General features: G+C 63.7%; 24 protein-coding genes. 3 read left to right on the top strand and 21 right to left on the bottom strand.

The genetic code is table 11. The annotated features are described in order from the left end of the window. Nucleotides 1-33 precede the first annotated feature (33 nt). The 17 genes from AC3RCP_RS27500 to AC3RCP_RS27420 all read right to left on the bottom strand — a co-directional run bounded on the left by AC3RCP_RS27500 (nt 34) and on the right by AC3RCP_RS27420 (nt 19,716). Nucleotides 34-759, bottom strand: a complete 726-nt coding sequence (locus AC3RCP_RS27500) for a fimbrial biogenesis chaperone (protein WP_101339162.1) — start codon at nt 757-759, stop codon at nt 34-36. Nucleotides 760-808: 49 nt separating this feature from the next. Then, nucleotides 809-1,408, bottom strand: a complete 600-nt coding sequence (locus AC3RCP_RS27495; RefSeq protein ID WP_101339161.1) for a fimbrial protein — start codon at nt 1,406-1,408, stop codon at nt 809-811. Between the two features lie 649 nt (nt 1,409-2,057). Continuing rightward, nucleotides 2,058-3,356, bottom strand: coding sequence for an NAD(P)/FAD-dependent oxidoreductase (locus tag AC3RCP_RS27490; RefSeq protein ID WP_101339160.1), 1,299 nt, complete (start codon nt 3,354-3,356; stop codon nt 2,058-2,060). Nucleotides 3,357-3,416: 60 nt separating this feature from the next. Then, nucleotides 3,417-3,590 (bottom strand): DUF3094 family protein, encoded by a 174-nt coding sequence (locus AC3RCP_RS27485; protein WP_007924710.1) that lies wholly within the window; start codon nt 3,588-3,590, stop codon nt 3,417-3,419. A gap of 209 nt (nt 3,591-3,799) precedes the next feature. Next, nucleotides 3,800-4,429 (bottom strand): DUF1780 domain-containing protein, encoded by a 630-nt coding sequence (locus AC3RCP_RS27480; protein ID WP_007924708.1) that lies wholly within the window; start codon nt 4,427-4,429, stop codon nt 3,800-3,802. A gap of 115 nt (nt 4,430-4,544) precedes the next feature. Continuing rightward, nucleotides 4,545-5,951 carry a lipid II flippase MurJ gene (locus AC3RCP_RS27475; protein WP_007924706.1) on the bottom strand — a complete coding sequence of 469 codons (1,407 nt, stop codon included), beginning with the start codon at nt 5,949-5,951 and terminating at the stop codon, nt 4,545-4,547. Further along, nucleotides 5,951-6,772: an acyltransferase gene (locus tag AC3RCP_RS27470; RefSeq protein WP_007924704.1), complete on the bottom strand. Its 822-nt coding sequence runs from the start codon at nt 6,770-6,772 to the stop codon at nt 5,951-5,953. The genes AC3RCP_RS27475 and AC3RCP_RS27470 overlap by 1 nt, the downstream gene beginning before the upstream one ends. Continuing rightward, nucleotides 6,769-8,166 (bottom strand): O-antigen ligase family protein, encoded by a 1,398-nt coding sequence (locus AC3RCP_RS27465; protein ID WP_007924702.1) that lies wholly within the window; start codon nt 8,164-8,166, stop codon nt 6,769-6,771. The genes AC3RCP_RS27470 and AC3RCP_RS27465 overlap by 4 nt, the downstream gene beginning before the upstream one ends. Then, nucleotides 8,166-9,269 carry a glycosyltransferase family 4 protein gene (locus AC3RCP_RS27460; protein WP_007924700.1) on the bottom strand — a complete coding sequence of 368 codons (1,104 nt, stop codon included), beginning with the start codon at nt 9,267-9,269 and terminating at the stop codon, nt 8,166-8,168. The genes AC3RCP_RS27465 and AC3RCP_RS27460 overlap by 1 nt, the downstream gene beginning before the upstream one ends. Further along, nucleotides 9,260-10,474 (bottom strand): glycosyltransferase family 4 protein, encoded by a 1,215-nt coding sequence (locus AC3RCP_RS27455; RefSeq protein ID WP_101339156.1) that lies wholly within the window; start codon nt 10,472-10,474, stop codon nt 9,260-9,262. The genes AC3RCP_RS27460 and AC3RCP_RS27455 overlap by 10 nt, the downstream gene beginning before the upstream one ends. A gap of 25 nt (nt 10,475-10,499) precedes the next feature. Beyond that, the gene (locus AC3RCP_RS27450; RefSeq protein ID WP_492571953.1) at nt 10,500-11,849 is read right to left on the bottom strand and encodes a glycoside hydrolase 5 family protein; all 1,350 of its coding nucleotides are present in this window, start codon (nt 11,847-11,849) and stop codon (nt 10,500-10,502) included. Further along, on the bottom strand, nt 11,846-13,027 hold the full coding sequence (locus AC3RCP_RS27445) for a glycosyltransferase (protein ID WP_492571954.1): 1,182 nt from the start codon (nt 13,025-13,027) through the stop codon (nt 11,846-11,848). Before AC3RCP_RS27445 ends, AC3RCP_RS27450 begins: the two co-directional genes overlap by 4 nt. Beyond that, entirely contained in the window at nt 13,027-15,009 is a 1,983-nt protein-coding gene (locus AC3RCP_RS27440; protein WP_150052923.1) for a GumC family protein, read from the bottom strand. The genes AC3RCP_RS27445 and AC3RCP_RS27440 overlap by 1 nt, the downstream gene beginning before the upstream one ends. A 59-nt stretch (nt 15,010-15,068) precedes the next feature. Beyond that, nucleotides 15,069-15,902, bottom strand: a complete 834-nt coding sequence (locus AC3RCP_RS27435; protein WP_053262711.1) for a polysaccharide biosynthesis/export family protein — start codon at nt 15,900-15,902, stop codon at nt 15,069-15,071. Nucleotides 15,903-15,908: 6 nt separating this feature from the next. Continuing rightward, entirely contained in the window at nt 15,909-16,820 is a 912-nt protein-coding gene (locus AC3RCP_RS27430; protein WP_492571964.1) for a glycosyltransferase family 2 protein, read from the bottom strand. Beyond that, nucleotides 16,820-18,280 (bottom strand): mannose-1-phosphate guanylyltransferase/mannose-6-phosphate isomerase, encoded by a 1,461-nt coding sequence (locus tag AC3RCP_RS27425; protein ID WP_492571955.1) that lies wholly within the window; start codon nt 18,278-18,280, stop codon nt 16,820-16,822. The genes AC3RCP_RS27430 and AC3RCP_RS27425 overlap by 1 nt, the downstream gene beginning before the upstream one ends. Continuing rightward, on the bottom strand, nt 18,280-19,716 hold the full coding sequence (locus AC3RCP_RS27420) for an undecaprenyl-phosphate glucose phosphotransferase (RefSeq protein ID WP_101339152.1): 1,437 nt from the start codon (nt 19,714-19,716) through the stop codon (nt 18,280-18,282). The genes AC3RCP_RS27425 and AC3RCP_RS27420 overlap by 1 nt, the downstream gene beginning before the upstream one ends. A 456-nt stretch (nt 19,717-20,172) precedes the next feature. Here AC3RCP_RS27420 and AC3RCP_RS27415 point away from each other — a divergent pair, with 456 nt between their 5' ends. The 3 genes from AC3RCP_RS27415 to AC3RCP_RS27405 all read left to right on the top strand — a co-directional run bounded on the left by AC3RCP_RS27415 (nt 20,173) and on the right by AC3RCP_RS27405 (nt 21,607). Beyond that, nucleotides 20,173-20,640 (top strand): hypothetical protein, encoded by a 468-nt coding sequence (locus AC3RCP_RS27415; RefSeq protein ID WP_007924686.1) that lies wholly within the window; start codon nt 20,173-20,175, stop codon nt 20,638-20,640. Beyond that, nucleotides 20,637-21,326: an energy-coupling factor ABC transporter permease gene (locus AC3RCP_RS27410; RefSeq protein ID WP_101339150.1), complete on the top strand. Its 690-nt coding sequence runs from the start codon at nt 20,637-20,639 to the stop codon at nt 21,324-21,326. The genes AC3RCP_RS27415 and AC3RCP_RS27410 overlap by 4 nt, the downstream gene beginning before the upstream one ends. Nucleotides 21,327-21,391: 65 nt before the next feature. Then, nucleotides 21,392-21,607: a hypothetical protein gene (locus AC3RCP_RS27405; RefSeq protein WP_007924682.1), complete on the top strand. Its 216-nt coding sequence runs from the start codon at nt 21,392-21,394 to the stop codon at nt 21,605-21,607. A 4-nt stretch (nt 21,608-21,611) separates the two neighbouring features. On the opposite strand, the gene yacG is transcribed toward AC3RCP_RS27405, so the two are convergent. From yacG to AC3RCP_RS27385, 4 genes are read right to left on the bottom strand one after another with little or no spacing between them, the layout of a single operon-like run. After that, nucleotides 21,612-21,815, bottom strand: a complete 204-nt coding sequence (gene yacG, locus AC3RCP_RS27400) for a DNA gyrase inhibitor YacG (protein WP_007924679.1) — start codon at nt 21,813-21,815, stop codon at nt 21,612-21,614. Next, nucleotides 21,812-22,435 carry a dephospho-CoA kinase gene (gene coaE, locus AC3RCP_RS27395; protein ID WP_007924677.1) on the bottom strand — a complete coding sequence of 208 codons (624 nt, stop codon included), beginning with the start codon at nt 22,433-22,435 and terminating at the stop codon, nt 21,812-21,814. Before coaE ends, yacG begins: the two co-directional genes overlap by 4 nt. Next, on the bottom strand, nt 22,432-23,304 hold the full coding sequence (locus tag AC3RCP_RS27390; RefSeq protein WP_492571956.1) for a prepilin peptidase: 873 nt from the start codon (nt 23,302-23,304) through the stop codon (nt 22,432-22,434). The genes coaE and AC3RCP_RS27390 overlap by 4 nt, the downstream gene beginning before the upstream one ends. A 2-nt stretch (nt 23,305-23,306) precedes the next feature. Then, complete coding sequence (locus AC3RCP_RS27385; protein WP_492571957.1) at nt 23,307-24,524, bottom strand: type II secretion system F family protein; 1,218 nt, start codon at nt 24,522-24,524, stop codon at nt 23,307-23,309. Nucleotides 24,525-24,649: the final 125 nt, after the last annotated feature.

The following is a 24,649-nucleotide window of genomic DNA, read 5'->3' as shown; positions in this document are numbered from 1 at the left end:
TAGCGAGCGACACGAGTGATGGCTGTGTTTCCGTTAGTTGGAAAGTTTGCTGGTGACTCGGTCCAGCCCGCCGTAATCGTTGATGCTGTCGAATTCCACAGTTGTGGCTCCGGACCTCATGCCAGTCGAGCCTTTGATCGCGACGGTGCGTGTTGCTCCTGGCGCCAGCATTTCCACGGTGGCGGTGCCTGCATCCTTGCCACTGCGCAGCGTCACGCTGCCCCCGGCAAGAGTCACATGGAACGCGGAAGGGTTGGTCACTGAAAGCGCGGCCTTGCCGCCTTGTTCCACCAGCTTCCATTGCAGGCTCTTGGCTGCATTGGCGGCAGTGTCCGGCAGGTTGGCCGGGCGGTAGAACAGCTTCACGCGCTGGCGTATGGCAATTTGCAGGGTGTTCTCGGTCTTGGCTTTTTGCGGGATTTCCTGCACGGCCAGCCAGAACACGGATTCCTTGTCGGTCGGCAGCCCCTGGCCTTGATAGAGAATACGCAGGACCTGTTGCTTGTTGCCTCCCAGGCGAACCAGGGGAGGGGTAATGGCGAACGGTACGTCGGTATTGGCCCCGTTTCTGTCTGGCTCGACCCAGGACTGGATCATGATGTCGTTCGAGCCCTGGTTCCTGACGAGGACGGATGTTTCCTTGGCTGGCGCAGCAAAGATGACGCGGGTGCCATCCAGCGTAATGCCAGCACTGGCCATCGACGCGGAGAGTGTCATGGCGCTGGCGATTGCAATACGCGCCAATAATGAGGTTTTCATAGCGGCTCCAGGTCGGAGGGAGGGGGCAGGCCCCTCCCTTTGGTGCGAGTTACTCGTAGGTCAAGGTAAACGGCAGTTGGCCGTTCGCAGCACCTGGCGTGATCTCATCGCCGTTCGCGACATAACCGGCGCGCAGGTCCAGTTTGGCGGTGTAGGTTTCTTTCCCTTCTTCGCCGACTTTCACCAAGTCACCCGAGATGGTTTCGTTCGCGGCGATGTTCACCAGCTTGTTGCTGCCGTTAAAAATGCCGATGCCCACGCCCTTTGCGCCACCAGCGGCGATTTTCAGCAGCGAGTTGTTCTTGCTGTCGATACCGGAACCACTGTTCGGGTCGAACTGCATGCTCACGGTCTTCAGGCCGTTCGCGGTGCCGCCGCAGTCCAGGTTCAGGTTGATGCTCTTACCGCCAACGATGGTAGAGCCACCAGCATTGCCAGTGAGCGAGTCGGTGCTGACCTTGCCGAGGTCGACAGAAATGGTCTGGGAACCCTTGCCGCCGCCAACGCTGGTGCCGGCGCCGCCGGTGATGGCGCAGGATGCCGCGATGATTTCGCCCTTGAAGTCGATGGTGCCATCTGCCGCGAGAGCGGAAGTGCTGACCGCGCCAGCGATAGCCATGGAGACGATGCTTTTGAGAAGTTTGGACATTTCATGTACCTGCTAAAGTTGGAGGTGCAATCTTGTGTCTTCACTTTGGTCGTTACAATAAGACCATTCTTAAAGTATTGAATGCTCTATGGATTTGAATGGCGGCTGATACTTTTTTGCCTGATATGATTTCAATAAGAAGATTCTTAAAATTTGATCGGGTGGCATGAAGTTGTCGGAATACCTGTCGGCAGCTAAACGGGACGATCGCCGCCAAAATCTTCGATCTTTGTATATAAGCAACTGTTTTGCAGGGGCTAATCCTCAGGGGTAGCAGGTTGGAGTCGAAGGTTTAAGCGTGCAGGGCAAACTATCAATGCAACTAGATAGAGCATGAGTGGCGTCTTGAGTACTATCGGGTCAGCTATCTATATGCCGAAGTAAGAGGTGACGCGGAGGCCGGCGTATGTATTCGATACGCCCGGGGAGAGCAACTTTTTGATGTGGGGGGGTTAAGTCCGGTGGCTCTTCTATTTTAGAATTAAGATTAATCTTAAAGCTGCGCGGAAAGTTGGAAATAGAGTGCAGGAAGTCTCTAGGCACTTCGATCTTTAACAGCCTGCCTGTTTGCCTGAGTCCGTGTTGAACAGGGCGCAAAAAAATGCCCCGATCGCTCGGGGCACTCTTGTCTTGGTCTACAGGCTCAGATTCAGTGCAGCTTGAGGCGTGGCTCGGTGCCGCGGCCGATCCGGCTGCCGAGCATCAGCATGGCGGTACGGAACGGGCCGTAGAGCGCCATCTGGTGCATGCGGTACAGCGACACATAGAACATCCGCGCGAGCCAGCCTTCGAGCATCACGCTGCCGGTCAGGTTGCCCATCAGGTTGCCCACGGCGGAAAAACGCGACAGCGAGATCAGCGAGCCGTAGTCGGTGTATTTGTACTCCGGCAGGGCCTTGCCTTCGATACGCAGTTTCAGCGACTTGGTCAGCAGTGATGCTTGCTGGTGAGCCGCCTGGGCCCGCGGTGGAACGTTGCGATCGGTGCCCGGTTGCGGGCAGGCGGCGCAGTCGCCAAAGGCGAAGATGTTCTCGTCGCGGGTGGTCTGCAGGGTCGGCAAGACCTGCAGCTGGTTGATGCGGTTGGTTTCCAGGCCGTCGATGTCCTTGAGGAAGCCCGGTGCGCGAATGCCCGCGGCCCAGACTTTCAGGCTGGCGGCAATCATCTGGCCATCGGCGGTGATCAGGCTGTCGGCGGTGACTTCGCTGACCGCGGCATTGGTCATGACCTTGACCCCGAGTTTTTCCAGGGTCTTGTGCACCGGGCCGCCGATCCGCTCCGGCAGGGCCGGCAGTACCCGTGGGCCGGCCTCGATCAGGGTGATGTGCATGTTTTCCGGCTTGATCCGGTCCAGGCCGTAGGCCGCCAGCTCGTGGGCGGCGTTGTGCAGCTCGGCGGCCAGTTCGACGCCTGTGGCACCTGCACCGACGATGGCCACGCTGATCTGCTCCACGACATCGGTCTGCCCGGCATGGGCGCGCAGGTAGTGGTTGAGCAATTGCTGGTGGAAGCGTTCGGCCTGTTTGCGCGTGTCGAGGAACAGGCAGTGCTGGGCGGCGCCCTGGGTGCCGAAGTCGTTGGTGGTACTGCCTACGGCAATCACCAGGCTGTCGTAGCCCAGTTCACGAGCGGGCAGCAGTTCCACGCCGTTTTCGTCGTAGGTGGCGGCCAGCTGGATCTTCTTCTGCTGGCGATCGAGCCCACTCATGCGGCCCAGCTGGAACTCGAAGTGGTTCCATTTGGCTTGGGCGACATAGTTGAGTTCGTCTTCGGAAGAGTTCAGCGAGCCGGCGGCCACTTCATGCAGCAAGGGCTTCCAGATGTGGGTCAGGTTCGCGTCGACCAGCATCACACTGGCGGCACCGCGCTTGCCCAGAGTCTTACCCAGACGGGTAGCCAACTCCAGACCGCCGGCGCCGCCGCCAACGATGACAATACGATGAGTCATGGGGATATCTCGCAAGGCTAAAAGAAATCGGTACGGTTACCCGAGCGAGCGCGATGCAGCTCATAGCGTCAGGTAACTGATAAATCGGCTCAGCAGGCCCAGGCCAATGGTGATGGTCACGACTATCACGAGGAGCATCCACGGCCGGAAGGGCCGGCGCTCGACTCGGTGCTGGGCCAGTTGCAGGTATTCTTCGACATGGCGTTGGTCGTCGGGGTTCAGGCGGCTGGTCATAAAAAGCCTCGTCAGCTAGACGTTGCGAAAAGTATGAAGGTTACAGCGCAGTGCCATCTTGTCGGGCTATGCGGCAATGAGCGGAGCATAGCTGCTCGCGGATGCCGGCCTTGTCATCCCGTGAATGATTGCGCTTTGTAACACTCACGCGGTGTTTGCGCCATGCCACGAATGGCCTGAAGGGCTCGGGCAATTCCGCTCCAGGCGGCCTACAGGCTGATACCGACATCGAAGAGGATGCTGCGCCCCAGGTTGCCGCGCAGGAAGTCCGGCGCGTCGGGGTGGGCGAACAGCACGCGGGCGAAGGTCGGCCCGACCAGCGACAACGAGCGCCAGCCCTGGCGCAGGTATTCGGTCGGCGGCGGGAAGTGGCTGTTGAGGTCCAGCACTTCGCGCTTGAGGCTGGCGAAGGCGATGATGTCCAGCTCCCCCAGGTCCATGCCGCGTTCCTTGTAGTTGTGGGCTTTTTTGCGCAGGGTCGGGGCCAGCCTGAGCAACAGTTCGTTGGCCGGAATGCGCTTGGGCTTGGCCTCGCGGCGCACCAGCTGGCTAAGGGAGAAGGCACTGCGGCGCCGTTGCAACTCGTCGCGCCATTCGTCGTTGAGGCGGCGGCCTTCGTCCAGCACGAAGAACACCTCGAAACAGGCCTCGCGAAACAGTACGTCCGGCGGCTCCTGCCCGGCGGGCGTGAACTCGTCGGCACGGTAGGGGATGTTCAAGCCTTGCAGCAGGCGTTGGCAGACCCAACGCTCACGCTCCCATTTGCGCGCATTGGACAGGAACGCGTTGGCTTGTTCGGCCTGAATGGTGAGCAGGCGCAAGTAATCTGAGTCATCCATAGTCCAAGCTTAGCGTCCAAACGCTGATCCAAGAAATACACTCTGCCGGGTCGGCGGGGGCTGACTGCACTTATAACGGATAAGTGTGACATCAGGTCAACCCTCTGCCGCTCGTTCAGGCCCGCCAGGGTTTCAGCCAGAGCCCCAAGGCGATCAGCAAGAGCAGCCCGGCCACTGTGCTGAGCCCCAGTTGCAGCCAGACATTCAATAGCGGATGCAACAGCAGCGCCGCGGCACTCAGCAGAACGGCGCTGACTGCCCAGCGCACCGGCCAGTTGATCAGGGTGAGCAATTGCTGGCGCTGCATCAGCAACAGGTTGGTCAGGAGCACACCGCCGAGGGCCGCCAGAGGAATCGCGGTCAGCCCCAGGACCAGCGGCAGGCCCGCCAGCAGCAAGGCGTTGAGCAGGCTGCCGAGCAGCTCGCAATGCAGTGGCGTGCTGGTATCACCGGCGGCATAGGCGTAACGCGCGAGCATGGCGTTCCAGGCACCAAATACCAACGACACGGCGAACCAGCCCAGCAGTGCCGGCAGCGGGCCGTCGGCGCTCTGGGCGGGCAGCAGCCAGTGGATCAGCGCCGGGCTGGCGCCCACCAGGCCGAGCGCGGCTGGCAGGCTCAGCAGGGTCGCGGCGTCGAGTCCCCGATGCAGCAGCCCCAGGCGCTGATCGCCGGACTTGCCGCTCATCAAGCCAAGCAGGACCTGATTGAGACTCATCAAGGCAATCAGCGGCAGGTTGATCAGCTTGCGCGCCAGGTTGACCCAGGTCACCACGCCTTCGCCCAGGTAGCTGGCGACCAGCCGTTCCACCAGCGCCAGGCCCTGGCTGGCCAGGTTGCTGGTCAACAGCGGGCCGAGGCGGCCGAGCAGTTCCCGGCCGGCACCGGCATCCCCGCGGACTTGCCAGGGGCGCCAGCCGGCCTGCCAGACCGCCGGCACCAGCGACAGGCACATCAGCAGGCTGCCGAGAAAAAATGCCAGCGAAAGGCCGGAGCCAAGGCTCGCCTGGCCGTAGAAAAACAGGTAAAGCACCGGTGGCAGGTTGAACAGCAGCGAGCCTAGCCCCGGCAGGACAAAACGCTGCCGGGCGTGCAGCGGGATGCTGAACAGCGCGTGCATGAGCAGGCCGGGGATGCAGGCGGCCAGGCTGCGCAGGTTGGCGGCGGCTTCGGCCTGGGCTTCGCTGTCGAGCCCGGGGCCGATCAGGCGGATCCACAACGGCGCGCTCAAGGCCAGCAGGGCATACAGCCCCAGACCCAGGCCCAGTAGGCGTGGGCACAGGCCGGCCAGCCAGGCGTGCTGGCGCTGGGCGTCGCGCTCCTGATAGAGCGGCAGGGCCGCGGCCGCGAGAATGCCGGCGGCCAGGGTCATGCGCAGGGCTTCGGGAATGAACACCGCAACCAGGAACGCATCGCTGCGGCTGCCCGCGCCCCAGGCCGCCACCAGCAGCCATTCGCGGGCAAAACCGGCGAGCAGCCCGGCGAGGGTCGCCAGGGTCAGTAGCAGGGTGCTGCCGAGCATCAATAGAACAGGGTGAACAGGCCTTTGCCACCCACCTTGTAGTTCAGGTCGTGAGGGCGCTCGCCCATGGGTTTGGCACCGCTTCCGCCGATGATCTTGTAGGGGGGAACGGCCTTGGCCACGAGGGTGTTGGCGGTCACTACGGCCCCGCGACCGATATGCGAGCCATGGGCGAGCAGCGCCCGGGTGGCGATCCAGGCGTAGTCATCGATGTAGATGGGCGCGGACACCGACCAGAACTCGGGGCTCATCGGGTCATGGCCGCCGGCGAGAATCAGCACGTGAGAGGCGATCGTCACATGATCGCCGATGATCAGCCCGGCCCGGGCGTCGATCTGACAATGCCAGGCGATCACGCTGTCATCGCCGATCACCAGGTTCTCCACCCCCAGCACCTCGGTGTTGCGCCAGATGGTCGAGCCCTTGCCGATTTTCGCGCCGCCCAGGCGCAGCCAGGCGATGCGCACGTGATGGCTGGGGATCTTGTTGATCAGGATGTTGTAGGCCTGTTCCCAGGCCCGCAACCAGCGGTCCTTGAGGGTGGCCAGGTTCTTGCCGTAGCGCGGCACCAGGGTGGTGGGGATGTCCTGCTTCAAGCGGCGATACAGGCTTCGGGCCAGGGGATGTTCGATGATCTGTTCGATGTCCACCGAGGAGATGCTGTAGCGCGCCTGCTCGCCGTCGCCCTCGACGAACAGCACGTCGTTGTTCAGCCCCCAGCTGTAGGCCTCGAGCAGTTCATCGTGGCTGACGCCCAGCTCCGAGGCCAGGGCAGGCAGGCGTTCCGGCAGATCCGCAGAATGGAAAATACGGTGTTTCATGCTTGGCGATCCTTGGGGTTGATGAGGGGGAGGGTGATGGCCGGGCGTAACCGGACCTGTTGCAGGCTCATGCCCATCAACAGCCAGAACAGACCGATCAACACGAAAGTGAAGCTGAAGTAGTGGTCGAACAGACCCGTCAGCAACGCCGCCAGCAGGCCGGAAATGCAGCCCAGCCAGAGCGCGTTGTCGGCAGTCACCTGACGGATCGGCGCCAGCGGGCGCACTTCGCGCCACCACAACAGGGTGACGGCGATGAACAGCAGCATCCCCGGAATGCCAATCTTGTAGATGAAGTTCAGCCACAGGTTGGAGATGCCCGGCAGGTCGGTGCCTGGTACCGGCGGATCGACCTTGAAGCCGATGCCCAGCGGGTAGCGCATCATCGCCTCGGGGAATTTCGCGTACTCGTCGAAACGCACTTCGGTACTGGCGTTGGTCGCCGAGAACATGGTCATCAGCCGTTCCTGCAGCGGCGGATAGAACATCACCAGGGCCACTGCGAAAGCCGCCCCGAGGCCAATGATCCGGCCGCTGTAGGGCACGCGTTTGTAGGTCAGCCAGATCAGCACCAGGGCCAGGGCCAGGATCGCCCCGCGGGAAATACTCAGCAGCAGCCCCGCGCAACCGAGGATCGCCACCGCCAGCCCCAGGGCCCGGCGCGCGCCGGTGCGGGTCCAGCCATAGAGCAGTGCCAGGGGAATGAACAGCACCAGCACGCCGCCCGTGAGGTTGGGGTGAACCCAGGGTGATGCCATGCGCTGGTAGTTGGCGGAGAAGATGTCCTTCACCGCTTCCGGGTGGGCGTACTTGAGGTCGGTGAGGATCGGGATCATCGACATGGCATTGCGCGACTTGATGAACATGCCGATCGACAACAGCAGCATCAGTAGAGTGCCCAGCAACAGGGCGATCACCAGTTTGTCGCGGTCGGCATCGGTACGCAGCAGCAGCGGCACCATGAACAGCAGCGACAGGTTCATCAGCCAGCGCACCCAGTTCACCGGGCCGTTGCCATCGGCATGAATGATCAGCATGCCCCAGACAAAGGGAATGGCGCTGAACAGCATCAGCCAGACCATGGCCCGCTCGGTGGGGCGCCAGAGCATGAGGTTGCGGGTCTTGCCGATGAACGATTGCCAGAACAGCCCGACCCACGTCAGGCCGAGCACCGCTTCACTGACCGTGGTGCGAATCCCCAGCTGCAGCGTGGTGTAGGGAATGCAGGTGGCCAGCACGGCGAAGATCAGCAGGCCCCACAGCGGCTTGCGGATCAGCGTCAGGGTCACGGCCAGGCCGATCACCACGAAGATGACTTTTGCCGGTGGCAGGGCCCACAACAGGATCCCGAAGATCAACCCCAGGGTCAGGCCAATGAATTTTCCTGGCAGCATCAGTGAAAGAGCCCTGTGAGCAAGGTGTCGAGGCGCTGGCGGTGGGCCGGCTCGGCAAATTGCCGGGCCCAGTCGCGCAGGGTATCCGGATCGGGTCTGGCGCTGTCCTGCGCCTGTTCGATCAGCGCGTTGCGCAGGCTGGCGCGATCGCGGGCATTGAAGCGCCGCGCGCCGGGTGGCGTGACCTCGTCGAGCGCCGACCCCCTGGCCACCGCGACCGGCGTGCCCTGCCACAGCGCCTCGACCACCGGCAGGCCGAAGCCTTCGGCGTAGGAGGGCTGCCACAGGCAGTCGGCATGCCGGTACAGGGCCTGTAACTGCTCGTCGCTGACGCCATTGACCCAATGCAGGCCGGGCAACTGGCTCAGGTTCGCGGGCAGGTCGCTGGCATGGCCGACCAGGACCAGCTCCGGTACTTGCGGGTTTTCCTGGCGGCAGCGCTGCCACTGCTCGATGAAGAACGGCATGTTCTTGCGCGGCTCCCGTGTCCCGACGGCCAGCCAGTAACGCTCGGGCAGGCCCGTCGGCAGTGGGCCGATGACGCCCTGGAACTCCGGCACCAGGTTGTTCAGCACGCGGAATTTAGGCCGCGCCCAGGGAAACAGCCGGGCCGCTTCGCTGCAGGAAAACCGCGAAGGGCACCAGACCTCATCGGCGACCCAGATCGACCAGGCGATCGACACGGCGTCGATCAGCCGATAGGCCACGGCCTTGAGCTGCGAACGGTGGAAGTTGCGCTGGGTCAACTGGAACAGGTCATGCAGGATCAGCACATAACGGGTGCCTGCCGGTTTGTGGCCGATGGGCAGGCCCATGTTGGCGGTGGCGATATACAGGTCGACCGACTGCTCGCGAATGGTCGCCGGCAAGAATTTGCGTTCGAAGCGCAGGCGCACGCCGGGGCGTTGCACGCCATCGAGGGGGCTCGGCCAGGCCGGACAGAAGGCGGTCTGGCGTTGCTCATGCTCCAGTGGCGCTTCGCTCACCAGCAGCAATTCGGTGTCTTCACGGGCACGCAGGGCCTGTTCCAGTGCCTTGACCTGACGGGCGATGCCCGAGGAGGGAGCGACCGTGGCCGGACGATAATCGAGGGCTACACGCATGCGGGATGCTCCTGTGTGGAGGGCAGAGTCCGGTAGATCTGTTCCAGTTCGTCACCGGCCACGGTCCAGTCGTGATGCTGGCGGGCATACAGGCGGGCGGCGCCGGCCAGTTGGGCGGCGAGGGTCGGCTCGCGCAACAGGCGAATCACGGCATCGGCCAGGGCCTGGGCATTGTCGCCTGCCAGGTAATGTTCCTCGGGGCGGATGGCCAGGCCCGAGGCGCCTTGCGCGGTGCTGACCAGCGGCAGGCCGGCGGCCATGGCTTCGAGCACCTTGAGCTTGGAGCCGCCGCCCTGGCGTAACGGCGCGATGAACAGCGCGCAACGTCGTTGCAGGTCGGGCAGGTCCGGCACGAAGCCGACCCACTCGATGCGGCTGTCGGTCCAGCGTTCGGGCCAGTGGGCCGGCAAGGCATACCCGGCCACCGCCAGGCGCGCCTCGGGGCAGTGGCTCCAGACCCGCGGGAAGATCTCGTCGAGCATCCACAGCACGGCGTCCAGGTTCGGCGCGTATTCGTAGTTGCCGACGAACAGCACCCGCTGGCTCTGCGGGTCGGCCGAGACCTCGGCAAAGCTGTGGCTGTCGACGCCGTTGACCACCACCTCGACCGGGGTACGGGTCAGCTGGCGCATGGCCCGGGCGTCGCTTTCGGTCACCGCGACCACTTGGCGGGCCGTGTCGAACGCCTTGCGTTCCCACTGCCGGCAGCGCCATTGGTCGTAGCGGACGAAGAGGCTGGCCCAGGCCGGGAAGCGGTCATAGGTCGCGCCGCCCAGGCTGGATTCGAGGTTGTGCTCGGTGAGCACGAAGTCCCGGCCGGCCCGCCGCAGCGGTTGCAGATAGGGTTGCAGGCTGTAGCTGTGCTCGACCTGGATCACATCCCAGGGCTCTTGCAGCAGGCTGTCGAAACGCTCGCGCAAGGGGCGCGACACACCGTTGACCGTGGTCAGCAGTGGCCACGGCGCGAACAGCCCGGCCAGCAGCGTGACCGGGTGCTTCAGCGGGCGCCGGGGCACCAGGATCAGGCGTTCCAGCCAGGGCTCGAGGGCGGCGCGGGTGGCGGCATCGGCCTCGGTCTTCGACTGCACCAGCAAGGTGATGCGGTGACCCCGCTCGCTCAAGGTCCGCAGCAAGTGAAACTGGCGAGTCTTGCCACCGCTGGTCATGGGCCAGGGCAGGTAGGGGAGAATCCAGAGAATCTTCACGTACGGCACTCCAGGTCGAGATCGATTACCACACGAGAATCTGCAGGGACGATTTCACGGCCGGCTGGATGCCGTCCGCGGCCTCGAGACTGGCCCGGGTTCCGCTGAGCGGATCGTAGAGCTCGGCCTGGTGCACTTGCGGCAATTTGATGGTGCCGGCCTTGGCGCTCCAGAACATCAGCAGGCGCTTACCGTCGTCGCGGGTCCAGGACACGCTGTAGAAGGTGTCGGGCAGGTTCGCAAGCTCCGGCGTCTTGCCGGGTTTGAGGCGCGCGCCGGTAATCTCGAGAAACCGCGCGAGCGCCTTGTACACCGGCTTGGGTTCGCCGTTGAGATCGAGCAGGCCGTAATGCTGGTCGCGAGCCGAGGCGCGCGAGTCGAGATCGGAAAGGGCGAAGAGAAAGATCCGCTCGTAGTCCTGGTCGCTCATCAACGCCAGGCGACGCAGGGTGTAGTCGGCCTGGCCGTCGACGCCGATCAGCCGCTGCATCTCCTTGGGCCCGGCGTAGCTTGACCAGCCCCACTCGGTGGCCCAGATCCTCTTCAGGCCGGCGCCGTGCAGCATGTCGTTGAGCTGCTTGCCGCGCAGCAGCACTTCGTTTTTGCCCGGCTCATCGCTTTCCGGGGTTTCCGAATACGGGTGGTAGGCGGCGACCATGCCCAGGCTCTGCACGCCCAGTTCGCCGAGTTTCTCGAACATCAGCGCGTTGCGCTGGGTCGGCATCTGGCTGTAGTAGGCCATGCCGCCCATGACCTGGATCTTGTCCGGCGCCACCTGGTTCAGCGCCTGATGGGTCGCTAGCAGCAGCTCGCCGTAGCCCTTGGCATCGGGTTTCGGCCGCCAGTTGTTGGGTATGTTCTGCTCGTTCCACACCTGCCAGGCGTCGATGTCCGGGTAACGCTGGGCCAGCATGGCCATGCGCGTGGCGAAGACTTTCGGATCGCGCGGCGGGTACTGATCCTGGAACGGCCCGCCCTTGGGGGCGGTGGTCACGAAGGGCGCCGAGCCTACGAGGTAGAACAGCGACTTGAGTTTCGAGTCGCTCAGGGTCCGGTCCAGTTCGTCGAGGGTGCTGAGTTGATAACCCTCTTCGGTGGGTTCGAGCCGATCCCAGTGCAGGTCGACCCGCACCCATTGCAGGCCGAGCTGCTTATAGGCGGTGATCTGTTTGCGGTATTGCTGCGGGGTGAACCACAGGAAATGCGCATTGACCCCCAGGTAGTCCTTCCACACCAGGGTGCGATCGGGGGCCAGGTTGATCGGCGTGGCATCGACCTGTTCGCTGAGCAGCAGGGCGCCGCCTACCGCCAGCGCGGCGACCAGTGGCAGATAGCGCAATAGCGGGCGACGTTTAAGGCCTGGTCGGGTCTTCATTTCGATCGCTCCTTGCACACTTCATTGAACAGTTCGGCGAAGCGCCGCGCGGTGGCGCTCCACTCGCGTTGTTGCCCGGCCTCGCTGGCCTGCGCGGCCCACTGGCGGGCCAGTTCGGGCTCCAGCACCAGGCGGCTCAGGTGCTGGCTCAGCGCTTCGACATCGCCTTGCTGATAGGTCACGCCATTGCCGCCGGCCACCTCCTCGGCAAAGGCCCGGGCATTGGAGGTGACGACCCCGCGACCGCAGGCATTGGCCCAGGACAGGGCGCCGCTGGTGCCGCGCATCTGGCCGAGCCAGGCGAGTTTTTTCGATTCCCGGTACGGCAGCACCATCACATGGTGGGCCTGGATGGTGCGGGCGATCTCGGCGGACGGCAGGTCCAGCTGCCAGTCCACCACATCGTCCAGCTGCAATTCGCGAATGCGCTGGCGCAGGCCGTCGAGGTAGTTGCCGGCCGGGTCGAAAGTCATTTCCGGGGCGGTGCCGCCGGCCAGGGTCAGGCGGACCTGGCCACGGCACTGCGGGTTGGCCGCCAGGGTGCGGGCCAGGGCTTCGATCAGGTCTTCGATGCCCTTGCCGCGGTAGATGAAGCCGAAGTACAGCAGGCGCAACGGCACCAGCGGCGGCAGTTCGGCCGCGGGGATCGGCAGGTTGCCGTGGGCGATCACCGCCACCTGTTGCGGTCGCAGTCCCATGCGTTGGCGCAGGCAGTCGCCGCCCAGCCGGGTCAGGGTAATCAGCCGGCGCATGCCGCGGGCCAGGCGCCGTTCTTCACGCAGGGTCAGCGGGTCGGCGAGCAGCGCCGCCGCTTGCGGCAGCGGGTGCGGCAGGCGTTCGAGCAGGGTCAGTGGCCAGAACAGCCGGGCGCGCCGCCAGATCAGGCGCTCCGGGTCATGCACGGTGGCCGTGCGCGGGATCCGCGGTTGTTCGCTGCTCAGGTAGTCGAGCGCCTGGAATTCGCCGAAGCGGCCACCGCCGAGTTCGGCGTGCACCAGGTCGACGCCCGTCCAGTCGAAGGCGCGCAGGCGCGTCAGCTGTTCCGCGGGATCGTGACAGCCGGCCAGCGGCGTCAACACTTCGATGCCAAGGCCGCGCAGCGCATTGCTGAAATGCGCGGCGTAGTCGGCAATACCGGTCTGTTCCGGCGGCAGCGGGGCCAGCAAGGCGATACGCATCAGGCCGCACCGCGCCAGCTGTTGATCCGCTCCAGCACCCTGGACGGTACTTCGAAGCGGCGACGGTTGAGGATCAGCCCGTCGACCTTGCCGAAGGCGGTAGTCAGCAACGACATTGCATTTTCGATCATCGGCACGGTGCTGGTCCGGGCCTCGATCACCAGGGCGATCAGGTCGGCGCGGCGCAGGATCAGGAAGGCCTCCTGGTTCGACAGCAGGGCCGAGGCATCCAGCAGCAGGACTTCACCGGGCTGGGCCGGCGCGCTGTCGTTGACCCGCACGCGCTGGCCGCGCTCTTCCAGCAGGCGGCGCAGGCGTTCGAGGATGAAACTCACGCCTTCGCCATGGCGCGCCGAGGTCAGGCCCAGGGTCAGGCCCTGGCTCTCGATGCGGTCCATGGGCAACAGGCTGTAGAGCCGGTAGATGCTCGCGGTCATGGCGGCGGGCGTGGCGTCCTCGAGGTCCGGCACACTGCCCCACAGCGGCACCTGGAACAGCTCCGGCAGGCGCGAGCCGTCGTGGATGCGCTGGTCCAGCAGGTAGCAGACATAGATGGTCAGCAAACCCACGGCGATGCCCGCGGGAATGGCGAACAGCAGGATCAGCAGGCTCTTGGGGAAGACCCGCGCCGGGTTGAAGGTGGCGTGCTCGATGATCGCGATGTTGCTGATCTGGCTGCTGTCGAGCTCGTGGTCGATACGCGCCTGTTCCAGGTTTTCCGAGTACAGCGCGTAGCTCTTTTCCGCGGTACGTAACTGCTGGGTCAGGCGGTTGAGTTCGGGCTCGTCGGTCAGTACCCGGTCGCGCTCGGTACGCAGGGCAGCCAGGGTCTTGTCGTAGTTCTCGATCTGCCCGGTCAGCCGGCGCTGTTGCAGCTGGGCATCGATGACCTGCTGCTTGACGTTGGTCACCAGGCTATTGGGCGCGATGTTCTTCGAGCGTTCCAGGCGGCTCTCTTCCTGTTCGCTGAGGGCCTGCAGGTCGTGGATGTTCTGTTCGATCTGCTTGACCGCCGGCGCCTCGGGCAAATAGGTGCGCAGCAAGCGCGCGCGTTCCACCTGCAGGGTGTTGAGCTGGCGCTTGAGGTCGAGCTGGGTCGGGTTGAGGCTGGTCTCGCGACTGGTCACCACTTCGACGGGCTGATCGAGGATCTGCTGGCGGGCGTTGATCAGGAAGCTGCTGATCCCGGACAACTGGTTCTGCGCATTGACCCGGGCATCGGTCAGGCGGTCGATCTGGCTGGTGAGGTTTTCCAGGCGGGCATCGACGCTGATCGAATCGATCTGCTTCAGGCGGCCCTGCAATTGCTCCTTGAGGCTGAGGATCTGCGCGGCCACCTTGTTGCCTTCGCCCTCATAGAAGGCATAGAGGCTCTTGCGACCGAGCACCCGGGCGCGCTCCTCGAGGAAGGTGTCGACCCAGATCTTCACCACTTGCTGCGCGATTTCCGGGTCGTCCCAGGTAAAGCTGATATCGATCACCGACGAACCCGCTTCGTGGCTGACCTGGAAGTTCTTTTCCAGGCGGGTCGCCAGGCGGTCCTGCGGGCTCTGCGGTTCCGACAGGCCGACCAGTTGCAGCAGGCTGCGCAGCGCATCGATGGCCGTGCCCATGGCCTTCTTGGCGTAGAACTTGAGGGTCTTCCAGAAACCCTGGGGTTCGGCGGCCGCGCTCAGTTCCAGGTAGCGCTGGGCGACGATGTGCACGATGGGGCGACCGGTGAGCATCTTCTCCTCATCGACGATCGGGTCGTGCTGGGTGCTGGGCGAGATCAGCGTCTGGCGATTGCCGGCTTCGATCGGCACCGTGGTGCTGTCGCGCCCGGGCTTGACCAGCAGGCGCGCGTCCGACTCGTAGCGCGTCGGCAGCAGGAAGGCGCCCAGCACCGCGACCACGATAGTGGTGATGACCGCCAGCTTGAACTCGCGGCGGAAGATGAAGAACAGGCGCAACAGGTCGCGTAGAGAGCGTATTTCGATCACGGGATCACTCCGTTGAAAGTACTTGTAGCAGTGGCTGATGGAGGCCGATCAAACGCTGTTTACTGCCCCGTCCCGGTACCGGTGGAACTGCTGGTGAAGTTGTTGATCGTGTTGCCGCTGTTCTTCACTTCCTGATCATTCAGGTCGTAGTTGAAGCCCAGGCCGATCCCCTTGTTGATCGGGAACAGCTTGGTGAAGTACATGTCCACCGCTTCCACCGTGCTGCCGATGGTCGATTGCGGCACGTAGATCAGGTCGCCGCGCTGCAGGGCGACCAGCGGATGATCGGGGTTGCTGAGCATGCTGCCGAGGTCGACGAAGTACATCTTGTACTTGCCGTCGGGACCGGTCCTGAGCAGGGCGATGTTGGAGCTGTCGGCCGACGGCAGCACGCCGCCGGAGCTGAGCAGGGCCTGTTCCACCGACACGGTGCCGGCGAGGTTGAAGAACGATGGATTGGCCACCGCGCCGCCAATGAACACCCGGTTGCTCGGGGCAATGGCGATGTTCACGGTCACTTCGGGCTCGCGGTAGACACGGGTGTAGCGTTTGGTGATTTCCTTGCCCAGGTCTTCCGGGGTCAGCAGCGCGGCCTTGATCCGGCCGATGTTGGGCATCGAGATGAAACCGTCCGGTCGCACCACGAACATCGTCATGTCGTCGGAGCTGGCCGGCTCCTGGGCATCGCGCACGATGCGCAGGGTGTCGCCGCTCTGGATCAGCACCTGGGCGGGCGGCAGGTCGGCCAGGGTCAGTGCCGCCGCGTGGCGGGCCTTGAGGGTGTCGCCGTCGGGGAGCGCGACATGGGCGGGGGTCGAGCAGCCGCCCAGCCACAGGGTGGCGGTCAGGATGCTCAACAGACAAAGCCGGGAAGGTCGGTTAATAGTCATCATGACAGCTCAGGTCCAGTAGTTTGAGAACATGCTCAAGCGACGCTTGAGCGGTGTCGGCAGATGCTGTTCGGCGTGGCCGAGGCGATAGCCCAACAGTTTCAGCGCGCTGCGCAGCAGCACTTCCGGTACGCGTTGCAACTGGCCGGCGTCACGCAAGGCGCGCAACTCGGCCTGGACGTAACGCTTGCCTTCTCCGCCCGCGGTGCCGAATGCTTCGCGGATCCAGGGCTCGCGGCCATAAAACACGCCGATATCGAAATAACGGCGGAACTCCTGCATCAGACTGTAGCTGTGCGAATGCTGTACGCAGGCGCTGGCGGCGTAGCGCACCAGATAACCGTTGAGCAGCATGCGCGCCGCGACGTGGGCGTCCTCGCTGCCGATGACGTCCTCGGGAAAGCCGCCCACCGCTTGCAGGGCGCTGCGCCGGTAGACGGAAAACGAGTCCGAACTGAAGCAGGTCTTGATCCCCAGCTCCCCGGCGTCGGCCAGGCTTTTGCTGCGGCTCTGCGGGCTGTAGTTGAAGTGGCGCGACTGCGCCTCGAGAATCCCGGCCCCGGGATGTGGCAGTTGACGACCATAGGCGAGGCCGATCCGTGGGTCTTCTTCCAGCTCCTGGATCAGGTTGGCGAAGGTCTGGGGCGTGGCCGGAATCGCATCCTGGGTCAGCAGGATCAGCGCGTCGGCGTCCACCTGTTCGCTTGCCCAGCGGCGGGTGCCGCCATGGTTGAATTGCTGGGCGGCGATGACCTCCACCCGGGCGCCGAACTGCCGGAAGCGGTCGACGGTGTGGTCCGTGGAGCTGCTGTCGACCACCAGCACGGTGTCCGGTTGCAGCGTCTGCGCGGCCAGCGCTGGGAGCAGCCGGTCGAGGTGCGCTCCGGCGTTGCGGGCGGGAATGATCAGCGCCACCTTCATCATGGTTTTACCTGCGCCGGGGCACGGCCGTAGACGTCTTCGAAACGCACGATGTCGTCTTCGCCCAGGTACTCGCCGCTTTGCACTTCGATCATCACCAGGTCGATGATCCCGGGGTTGCTCAGGCGGTGTTTATGGCCGGCGGGGATATAGGTGGATTCGTTGCTGTTGAGCAGGACCTCCAGGTCGCCATTGGTGATCAGGGCGGCGCCGCTGACTACTATCCAGTGCTCGCTGCGGTGATGATGCATCTGCAGCGACAGCGATTCCTTGGGCTTGACCATGATGCGCTTGATCTTGAAGCGGCTGCTTTCCTCCAGCACGGTGTAGGTCCCCCAAGGGCGGGTGACCGTGCGGTGCAGGCTGTAGGCACTGTGGCCGAGGCGCTTGAGTTCGGTGACGATATGGCGCACGTCCTGGGTCCGCGAGGCATCGGCCACCAGCAGCGCGTCGGGGGTGTCGACGATGATCAGGTCGCTGACGCCGACGGCGCCGAGCACCCGCTTGGGCGAATCGATGTAGCAATTGCGCACGTCATGCAGGATGGCTTCGCCGTTGACCTGGTTGCCGGCGGCGTCGCTCGGGGTCAGCTGGCGCAGCGCATCCCAGGAACCGATGTCGCTCCAGCCGAGGTCGCAGGGCACCACGGCGACCCGCTCGGAGCGCTCCATCAGGGCCACGTCGATCGAAACGTCCGGGGCGCGAGCCAGGCTGTCGGCGTCGAGTTCACGCTGGCGGCAGTGCTTGTTGTCCAGGGTCATGCCTTGTTCCAGGCAGGCCTGGGCGGCGCTCAGCACCTCGGGAGCATGCAGAGTCAGCTCTTGCAGCAGAGTATCGGCGCGGAAGCAGAACATCCCGGCGTTCCACAAGTAGTTGCCGCTGTCGACGTAGGCCTGGGCGGTGGCCAGGTTGGGTTTCTCGACGAAGCGCGCGACCTGGAAACCTTCCTTCAGCGCCGGGCCCTGTTCGATGTAGCCAAACCCGGTCTCGGGTTTGTCGGGCTGAATGCCGAAGGTCGCCAGATAACCTGCTTCGGCAAGGCTGCGCGCCTTGCCCACGGCTGCGGCGAAGGCATCCTGGTCGAGGATCAGGTGGTCGGCCGGAAGGATCAGCAACTGCGCCTCGTCGCCCCAGTACTCGCGCACATGCACGGCCGCCACGGCAATGGCCACGGCGGTGTTGCGCCCGAACGGCTCGAGCAGCAGGTCGAGGCCCAGCTTGCCCTGATTGACGTTGCGGTACTCGTCCAGCGAGCGGAACAGCAGCTCGCGGTTGGTCACCGTGACCACGCAGCTGACGTCCGCCAGGCTGCTGGCGCGGACGAAGGTCTTTTGCAGCAGGCTCTGCCCATCGCGCATGCGTATGAATGGCTTGGGCATGTTCTGCCGAGAGACTGGCCACAGGCGCGAGCCGGAGCCGCCGGAAATAATGCAGGGGATCAATCCAGTGAATGCGCTCATCAGTAGACTTCCTTCGTCGAGAGGACGGCCGGAACCGTCATGAAAACGATGTACAGATCCAGCCAGACCGACCATTTGGAGATGTAATCGAGGTCGTACTCCACTCGTTTCTGGATTTTCTGCAGGGTGTCGGTTTCTCCCCGGTAGCCATTGATCTGCGCCCAGCCGGTGATCCCGGGCTTGACCCGATGGCGCGAGCTGTATTCGCGCACCGCCTGTTCGAACGGCACTCCCGCCGCCTTGGTGGCGGTGGCGTGTGGGCGAGGCCCGACAATCGACATGTTGCCCATCAGCACGTTGAACAGTTGGGGCAGCTCATCGATGCTGGTCTTGCGAATGAAGCGTCCGACCCGGGTGATCCGCGGGTCTTCCCGGGTGGTCTGCCGTTCGGCATTGAGGTCCGCCTGCTCGACATACATCGAGCGGAACTTGAACACACGGATCAGCCGGTCGTTGTAGCCGTAGCGCTTTTGCCGGAACAGCACGGGGCCCTTGGAATCGAGCTTCACCGCCACGGCAGTGGCCAGCAGCACAGGGGACAACAGGACCAGGCCCAGCAGGGCGAGCAGGATGTCCTCGCAGCGCTTGATCAGCGGCGCCCAGCCGCGCAATGGCAGCTCGGAAGTGTTGAACATCAGGATGCCGCCGACATCGGTCATGCGGTTGTGGCCAAAGCGCAGGGTAGTGATGTCGGGCACCAGGGCGACATTCACCGACAACTGCCGCAGCCGTTGCACCAGTTCGCCGATGCGTGCGTGCGCAGCCCAGGGCAGGGCGATCAGGACCTGATTGACCTGCTCGGAACGGATCAGCTCTTCCAGGTTCTGGGTGTTGCCCAGAAAGGGCAGGTCGCAGAAGGCCTTGGGCACGCGGTCGCTGCGATCGTCGATGAAACCGATCAGGCCGGAGCGGATATCGCCGTGGCGCTGCATGTGTTCGGCAAGGAACAGCGCGCTCTCGCTGAAACCGAGGATCACCGTGCGTTGCAGGTATTTGCCCCTGGCCATCCACGAATGGAACAGGCGCAGCAGAAACAGACGCTCGATGCCAAACAGCACGAGGCTGGCGATGAACCAGACAGCCAGGTCCCGCAGGCTGAAGACCGGCAGCAGGTGCAGCCCCAGGTACATGACCAGCAGGATGCAGAAGGCGGAGGTCCAGGCCACCAGCATCGTGCGCAGACGCAGGCGATTGCTGAAGAACTCTTCGGAGTAGACCCCCTGGGCCTGGAACAGGATGACGGTGATGACGGCAAAGAACAGCAGCAGGCCGAGTACGGTTGGCCAGATATCCGCACTGGTGGATTCAAGACTCAGGAGCAGCAGGATTCCAGGCAGGGCGGCGGACAGGGCGTGCGTCAGTTTTACCCCCGAAATGAAGAGTTCCATGAATCCGGTTCGGGTCAGGAACCTGCTATCAATCGATTTCGTAAGCATCGAATCCCGTCGTTGCCAGGTAAGAACCCAGCTCTGTTAAGGGTAAAGCCACTACAGAGGCAGGCTGAAAAAACTAAGGCTTACTGCAAAAAAGTCTGTTTTTTGGCGGCCTATGATGGCCAAACAATACTATTTTTCTGCTTTGATGGTCAATGAATTGACTAATTCTGGCAGATTAATCCTTTTTTTGCATTATGCATCGGTTTTTTGACGGTTCTGCGCATCCAGGACGAATGGCAGCCTGGGCATGTGTCACGAAGTTGGCTCATTCGTGAGCGAGGGCGTGACGGATAAATGGAGTGTTGTTCAGGGGTCGACTCTTGTCCAACCGGTGGCGATTTATTCCCTTTCGCCCGTGATTACGGGGTTCTTGATGGCTGGTGCGGCCCTCGGGTGGGGGCGCTCTGGCGGTGTAGACTGGACGCTGCGAACTAACCGAAGGAAGGGGAAGAAGCTGTGAAGTATTGGTCATTGCTGTTGCTGGGTTTGATGCCATTGCTGGCGCACGCGGTGGAGGTCGGCGAGCGTCTGGCGCCCTGGACCTTGCTCGATCAATTCGACCGGGCCTACAGCCTCGACGGGCAGGCACGGACCCTGCTGGTGGCGCGCAGCATGGATGGCGCCAAGCTGGTGAACGCCGCCTTGCAGGATCGTCCTGCGGGTTATCTGGAGGCCCGGCACACGGTATTCGTCGCGGACATCCAGCGCATGCCGGCGGTGATCGCCAGGATGTTCGCGGTGCCGGCGATGCGTGATTATGGCTACCGGGTCATGCTCGACCGTGACGGGCGGGTGGCGCCGCGCTACGCCGGGGCTGTGGATAAAGTCCTGTGGCTGCAGCTCGACGATGGCCGGCTGGTGGCTCAACGCGAGTACGGCACGGCCGCCGAACTGCGCGCAGCGCTGGAGCAGGCGCAACCATGATCAGTGCCGCGCTGCTGTCGCCGCCCACTCTCGGCGCCGGCTGGCTGATCTATGTGCCAGTGCTGGTCTGGGTCGCCTGGCGCGCGCCCTGGGTCGAGCTGTTCAGCGACAGCCGGCGTCAGCATCTGCTGTTCGGTACGGTGTTCGCGTTGTTCATGTTGTGGCTGGTGCGCCGGGATTTCGATACCGGGGTGTCCTATCACTTCATCGGCATGACGGCGGTGACCCTGTTGCTGGACTGGCCGCTGGCGATCGTCGGCGGCCTGATTGCCCAGGTGGGGCTGGTCGCGCTGGGCCGCCAGGACCTGGCGGCGGTCGGCATCAACGGCGCCTTGCTGATCCTGCTGCCGGTGCTGGTCACCGAATGCTGCGCGATCCTGGTGGAGCGCGCGCAGCCGCGTAATCCCTTTGTGTATATCTTCTGTTCCGGTTTTTTTGCCGCCGCCCTGTCGGCCTTGTTGTGCTTGCTGGTGGGCCTGGGGCTGCTGTGGTTCGACGGGCGTTTTGCCATGCCGGAATGGCTGGAGGACTTCGTCGGCTACCTGTGGCTGATCATCTTTCCCGAGGCCTTCATCAACGGCATGGTGGTCAGCGCCCTGGTGGTGTTCTGCCCCGAATGGCTGGAAACCTTCAACCGCACCCGTTACCTGTCGGCACCGTGGAAGGATGACGATCCGCGTTCTTGATCCATATCAAACACGTTCGGCAGGCGCGGTCCCATGCTCGGCAAAAACCGTTCGGGAGCAGGGTCATGAGTGTGTATGAATGGGCGCGGCAGGAAGTACGCAAGAGTCTGGATACTGCGCAGCAAGAGGGGTTCGAACCGGGCTTGAGCCTGCGCGCCCTGCTCAGCGCGGTGGTGCAGGAGAGTCGGCGGGTGCGCAGCGGCGAGGATCTGGCCGACGAGTTGCAGTTTCTCGCGGAGAACCTCGACGATACGCAGGATTACGCTTTCATGCGGCCTTGAGGCTTTAGTGGGCGCGAGGCGGCAGGTCGTCGGAAAACAGATCGTCCTCGGCATCCGGGCTGACCGGAATCTTGTGTTCTTCGGCAGCCCAGGCGCCGAGGTCGATCAGTTTGCAGCGGTCCGAGCAGAACGGACGGTTGAGGTTGCTCGCGGTCCATTCCACGGGCGCACCGCAGGTTGGACATTCCACGGTCAGGGGTTGGCTCATGACTGGCCTCCACGCAAGGTAAGGTAAAAGTGATGCAGGCGTTCGACCTCGCTGTGCAGCCAGACGAGGTCGCGGTCGTTGACCAGCACATCGTCGGCATGGCTCAGGCGATCTTCGCGGGTCGCCTGGGCCTTGAGAATCGCCTGGATCTGCTGTTCGCTGATCCGGTCGCGTTGCAGGGTCCGCTCGATCTGCAGTTGCTGCGGCACATCGATCACCAGGATCCGCTGGGTCATCGCGTATTGCCCGGATTCGATCAACAGCGGTGACACCAGAATCGCGTAGGGCGACTCGGCACGGGCCAGGTGGGCGGCGATTTCATCGGCAATCAATGGATGCAGCAAGGCTTCCAGCCAGAGGCGTTGTTGCGGCACCTCGAAGATCAGCTTGCGCAGTGCGGCGCGGTCCAGTTGGCCATCGGCCTGCAGCACGCTGTCGCCGAAATGCTCGGCAATGCGGGCCAGGGCCGGGCGGCCGGGTTCCACCACCCAGCGGGCGGCGTGGTCGGCATCCACCACATGAATGCCCAGGTCGATGAAGTGCTGGGCCGCGGCACTTTTGCCACTGCCGATACCGCCGGTAAGGCCGAGGATCCAGGGTTTGAAAACAGGCTTGGTCATCTGAAACCGACAAACTGCAAATAGGAGTCGGTTATTTGACCACCCCAGAGCAAGGCAATCCAGCCGGCAATGGCCAGAAAGGGACCGAAAGGGATAGGCGTGGACATTTGCGCGCGGTTGCGGCGCAGCATGGCGATCCCGGCCAGGGCTCCGGTCAGTGAGGCCAGCAGCAGGGTCATCGGCAGAATCTGCCAACCGCCCCAGGCGCCGAACATGGCCAACAGCTTGAAATCGCCGTGCCCCATGCCTTCTTTGCCGGTCAGCAGCTTGAACAACCAGTACACCGACCACAGGCACAGGTAGCCGGCCACGGCGCCCCACAGCGCATCGTGGAGGCTGACGAACAGGTCGAAGCCATTGACGATCAGGCCCAGCCACAACAGGGGCAGCACCAGCACGTCGGGCAACAGTTGATGATCGGCATCGATCAGGCTCATCGCCAACAGGCCCCAGCTCAGGAACAGCATCAAGCCGGCCTGCCAGCCAAAGCCGAAATGCCAGGCCACGAACGCCGAGGCCAGGCCGCAGGTCAGCTCCACCAGCGGGTAGCGCCGGCCAATCGGGGCCTTGCACGCGGGGCAGCGTCCGCGCAGCAGCAGGTAGCTGAACAGCGGGATGTTTTCCCAGGGGCGGATCGGGTGCGCACAGTGCGGGCACTGGGAGTGCGGGAGCAACAGGTTGTAGGCCGGCCCGGCAGGCTCGTCGGGCAGCCCGAGGATGTCACGGGCCTGGGCGTGCCAGTCGCGTTCGAGCATCTTTGGCAGACGCCAGATCAGCACATTGAGAAAGCTGCCGACAATCAGGCCCAGGATCAGCACCGATGCTACGAAGACCAGCGGGTAGCTGGCCAGGACCTCAGTCAATGACATGTTCAGATCGCTGTGCCGAGTTGGAAGATGGGTAAGTACATGGCGACCACCAGGCCGCCGACGAGGGTGCCCAAAACTACCATGATCACGGGTTCCATGAGACTGCTCAGGGTGTCGACCAGGGTATCGACCTCTTCCTCATAATGGATCGCGACCTTTTCCAGCATGCCGTCCAGGGCCCCGGACTCTTCGCCGATGGCGGTCATCTGGATGGCCATGCCGGGAAAGATGCCGGATGCGCGCATGGAAAAATGCAACTGCATGCCGGTCGCCACGTCCTGCCTGATGCGGTTCACCGCTTGCTTGAACACCTGGTTGCCGGTGGCCCCGGCCACCGAGCCCAGGGCCTCCACCAGCGGCACTCCGGCGGCGAAAGTGGTGGACAAGGTGCGGGCGTAGCGGGCCACCGCGGACTTGTACATCAGTGGCGCTACCAACGGCAGTTTCAGCAGGCCCACGTCCAGCCAGTGGCGAAAGCGTGGTGAGCGCCGGCGGGCATGGCGCAGGCCGAACACACTGAGCAACAGCGCGCCCACCAGCAGCCACCACCAGTGCTGCACGAATTCCGAGAGGGCGATGACCAGTTGCGTGAACACCGGCAATTGCGCGCCGAAGCCCTGGAACATCGACTGGAATTGCGGCACCACCTTGACCAGCAGGATCCCCGTCACCACCAGCGCCACGCAGATCACCGCCAGGGGATAAGTCATGGCCTTGCGGATCCGCGTCTTGAGGTTTTCGCTTTTTTCCTTGTAGGTCGCCACCCGCTCCAGCAGGGTTTCCAGGGCCCCGGCCTGTTCGCCGGCATCCACCAGGCTGCAGTACAGCTCGTCGAAGTACCGCGGCCTCTTGCGCAGCGCGCTGGTGAAGCTGCTGCCGGCGGCGATGTCCTGTTTCAGCTCGCCCATCAGTTTGCGCATGTTCGGGTTATCGAAGCCCTCGGCAATGATGTCGAACGATTGCAGCAGTGGTACGCCGGCCTTGATCAGGGTCGCCAGTTGCCGGGTGAACAGGCTGATGTCGCGGGCCTTGATCGGGGGCGTGCGCTGCAACAGCGAGCTGGACTTCTTCCTGACCCTGGCCGGGTTGATGCCTTGCTTGCGCAACTGGGCCCTGATCAGCGAGGGGGTATGGCCGCTCAATTCGCCGCGCAGTTTGCTGCCTTGCCTGTCGGTGCCTTCCCACAGGTAAACACTGACTTTTGCTGCTTTGACCGCCATGGTGTCGAGTCCCGGGTTGTGATGGATGTCCTCAGGGCCGGCAGTGCCCTGTGCGTTAGCGAGTGGACCGCTGCGCGGCGCGCGGCGTCCGGCTCATAGAGTTTGAATGGCCCGATACGTTCCTT

This window comes from Pseudomonas sp. GW822-FHT05A08 (assembly GCF_058800485.1).
This window is presented reverse-complemented; position numbering and strand designations above follow the sequence as displayed.

What these genes read in the sequence shown, in the direction of transcription:
- AC3RCP_RS27500 (WP_101339162.1), bottom strand. Translation starts at nt 759, where the DNA reads ATGAAAACCTCATTATTGGCGCGTATTGCAATCGCCAGCGCCATGACA.
- AC3RCP_RS27495 (WP_101339161.1), bottom strand. Translation starts at nt 1,408, where the DNA reads ATGTCCAAACTTCTCAAAAGCATCGTCTCCATGGCTATCGCTGGCGCG.
- AC3RCP_RS27490 (WP_101339160.1), bottom strand. Translation starts at nt 3,356, where the DNA reads ATGACTCATCGTATTGTCATCGTTGGCGGCGGCGCCGGCGGTCTGGAG.
- AC3RCP_RS27485 (WP_007924710.1), bottom strand. Translation starts at nt 3,590, where the DNA reads ATGACCAGCCGCCTGAACCCCGACGACCAACGCCATGTCGAAGAATAC.
- AC3RCP_RS27480 (WP_007924708.1), bottom strand. Translation starts at nt 4,429, where the DNA reads ATGGATGACTCAGATTACTTGCGCCTGCTCACCATTCAGGCCGAACAA.
- AC3RCP_RS27475 (WP_007924706.1), bottom strand. Translation starts at nt 5,951, where the DNA reads ATGCTCGGCAGCACCCTGCTACTGACCCTGGCGACCCTCGCCGGGCTG.
- AC3RCP_RS27470 (WP_007924704.1), bottom strand. Translation starts at nt 6,772, where the DNA reads ATGAAACACCGTATTTTCCATTCTGCGGATCTGCCGGAACGCCTGCCT.
- AC3RCP_RS27465 (WP_007924702.1), bottom strand. Translation starts at nt 8,166, where the DNA reads ATGCTGCCAGGAAAATTCATTGGCCTGACCCTGGGGTTGATCTTCGGG.
- AC3RCP_RS27460 (WP_007924700.1), bottom strand. Translation starts at nt 9,269, where the DNA reads ATGCGTGTAGCCCTCGATTATCGTCCGGCCACGGTCGCTCCCTCCTCG.
- AC3RCP_RS27450 (WP_492571953.1), bottom strand. Translation starts at nt 11,849, where the DNA reads ATGAAGACCCGACCAGGCCTTAAACGTCGCCCGCTATTGCGCTATCTG.
- AC3RCP_RS27445 (WP_492571954.1), bottom strand. Translation starts at nt 13,027, where the DNA reads ATGCGTATCGCCTTGCTGGCCCCGCTGCCGCCGGAACAGACCGGTATT.
- AC3RCP_RS27435 (WP_053262711.1), bottom strand. Translation starts at nt 15,902, where the DNA reads ATGATGACTATTAACCGACCTTCCCGGCTTTGTCTGTTGAGCATCCTG.
- AC3RCP_RS27430 (WP_492571964.1), bottom strand. Translation starts at nt 16,820, where the DNA reads ATGAAGGTGGCGCTGATCATTCCCGCCCGCAACGCCGGAGCGCACCTC.
- AC3RCP_RS27425 (WP_492571955.1), bottom strand. Translation starts at nt 18,280, where the DNA reads ATGAGCGCATTCACTGGATTGATCCCCTGCATTATTTCCGGCGGCTCC.
- AC3RCP_RS27420 (WP_101339152.1), bottom strand. Translation starts at nt 19,716, where the DNA reads ATGCTTACGAAATCGATTGATAGCAGGTTCCTGACCCGAACCGGATTC.
- AC3RCP_RS27410 (WP_101339150.1), top strand. Translation starts at nt 20,637, where the DNA reads ATGATCAGTGCCGCGCTGCTGTCGCCGCCCACTCTCGGCGCCGGCTGG.
- AC3RCP_RS27405 (WP_007924682.1), top strand. Translation starts at nt 21,392, where the DNA reads ATGAGTGTGTATGAATGGGCGCGGCAGGAAGTACGCAAGAGTCTGGAT.
- yacG (WP_007924679.1), bottom strand. Translation starts at nt 21,815, where the DNA reads ATGAGCCAACCCCTGACCGTGGAATGTCCAACCTGCGGTGCGCCCGTG.
- coaE (WP_007924677.1), bottom strand. Translation starts at nt 22,435, where the DNA reads ATGACCAAGCCTGTTTTCAAACCCTGGATCCTCGGCCTTACCGGCGGT.
- AC3RCP_RS27390 (WP_492571956.1), bottom strand. Translation starts at nt 23,304, where the DNA reads ATGTCATTGACTGAGGTCCTGGCCAGCTACCCGCTGGTCTTCGTAGCA.
- AC3RCP_RS27385 (WP_492571957.1), bottom strand. Translation starts at nt 24,524, where the DNA reads ATGGCGGTCAAAGCAGCAAAAGTCAGTGTTTACCTGTGGGAAGGCACC.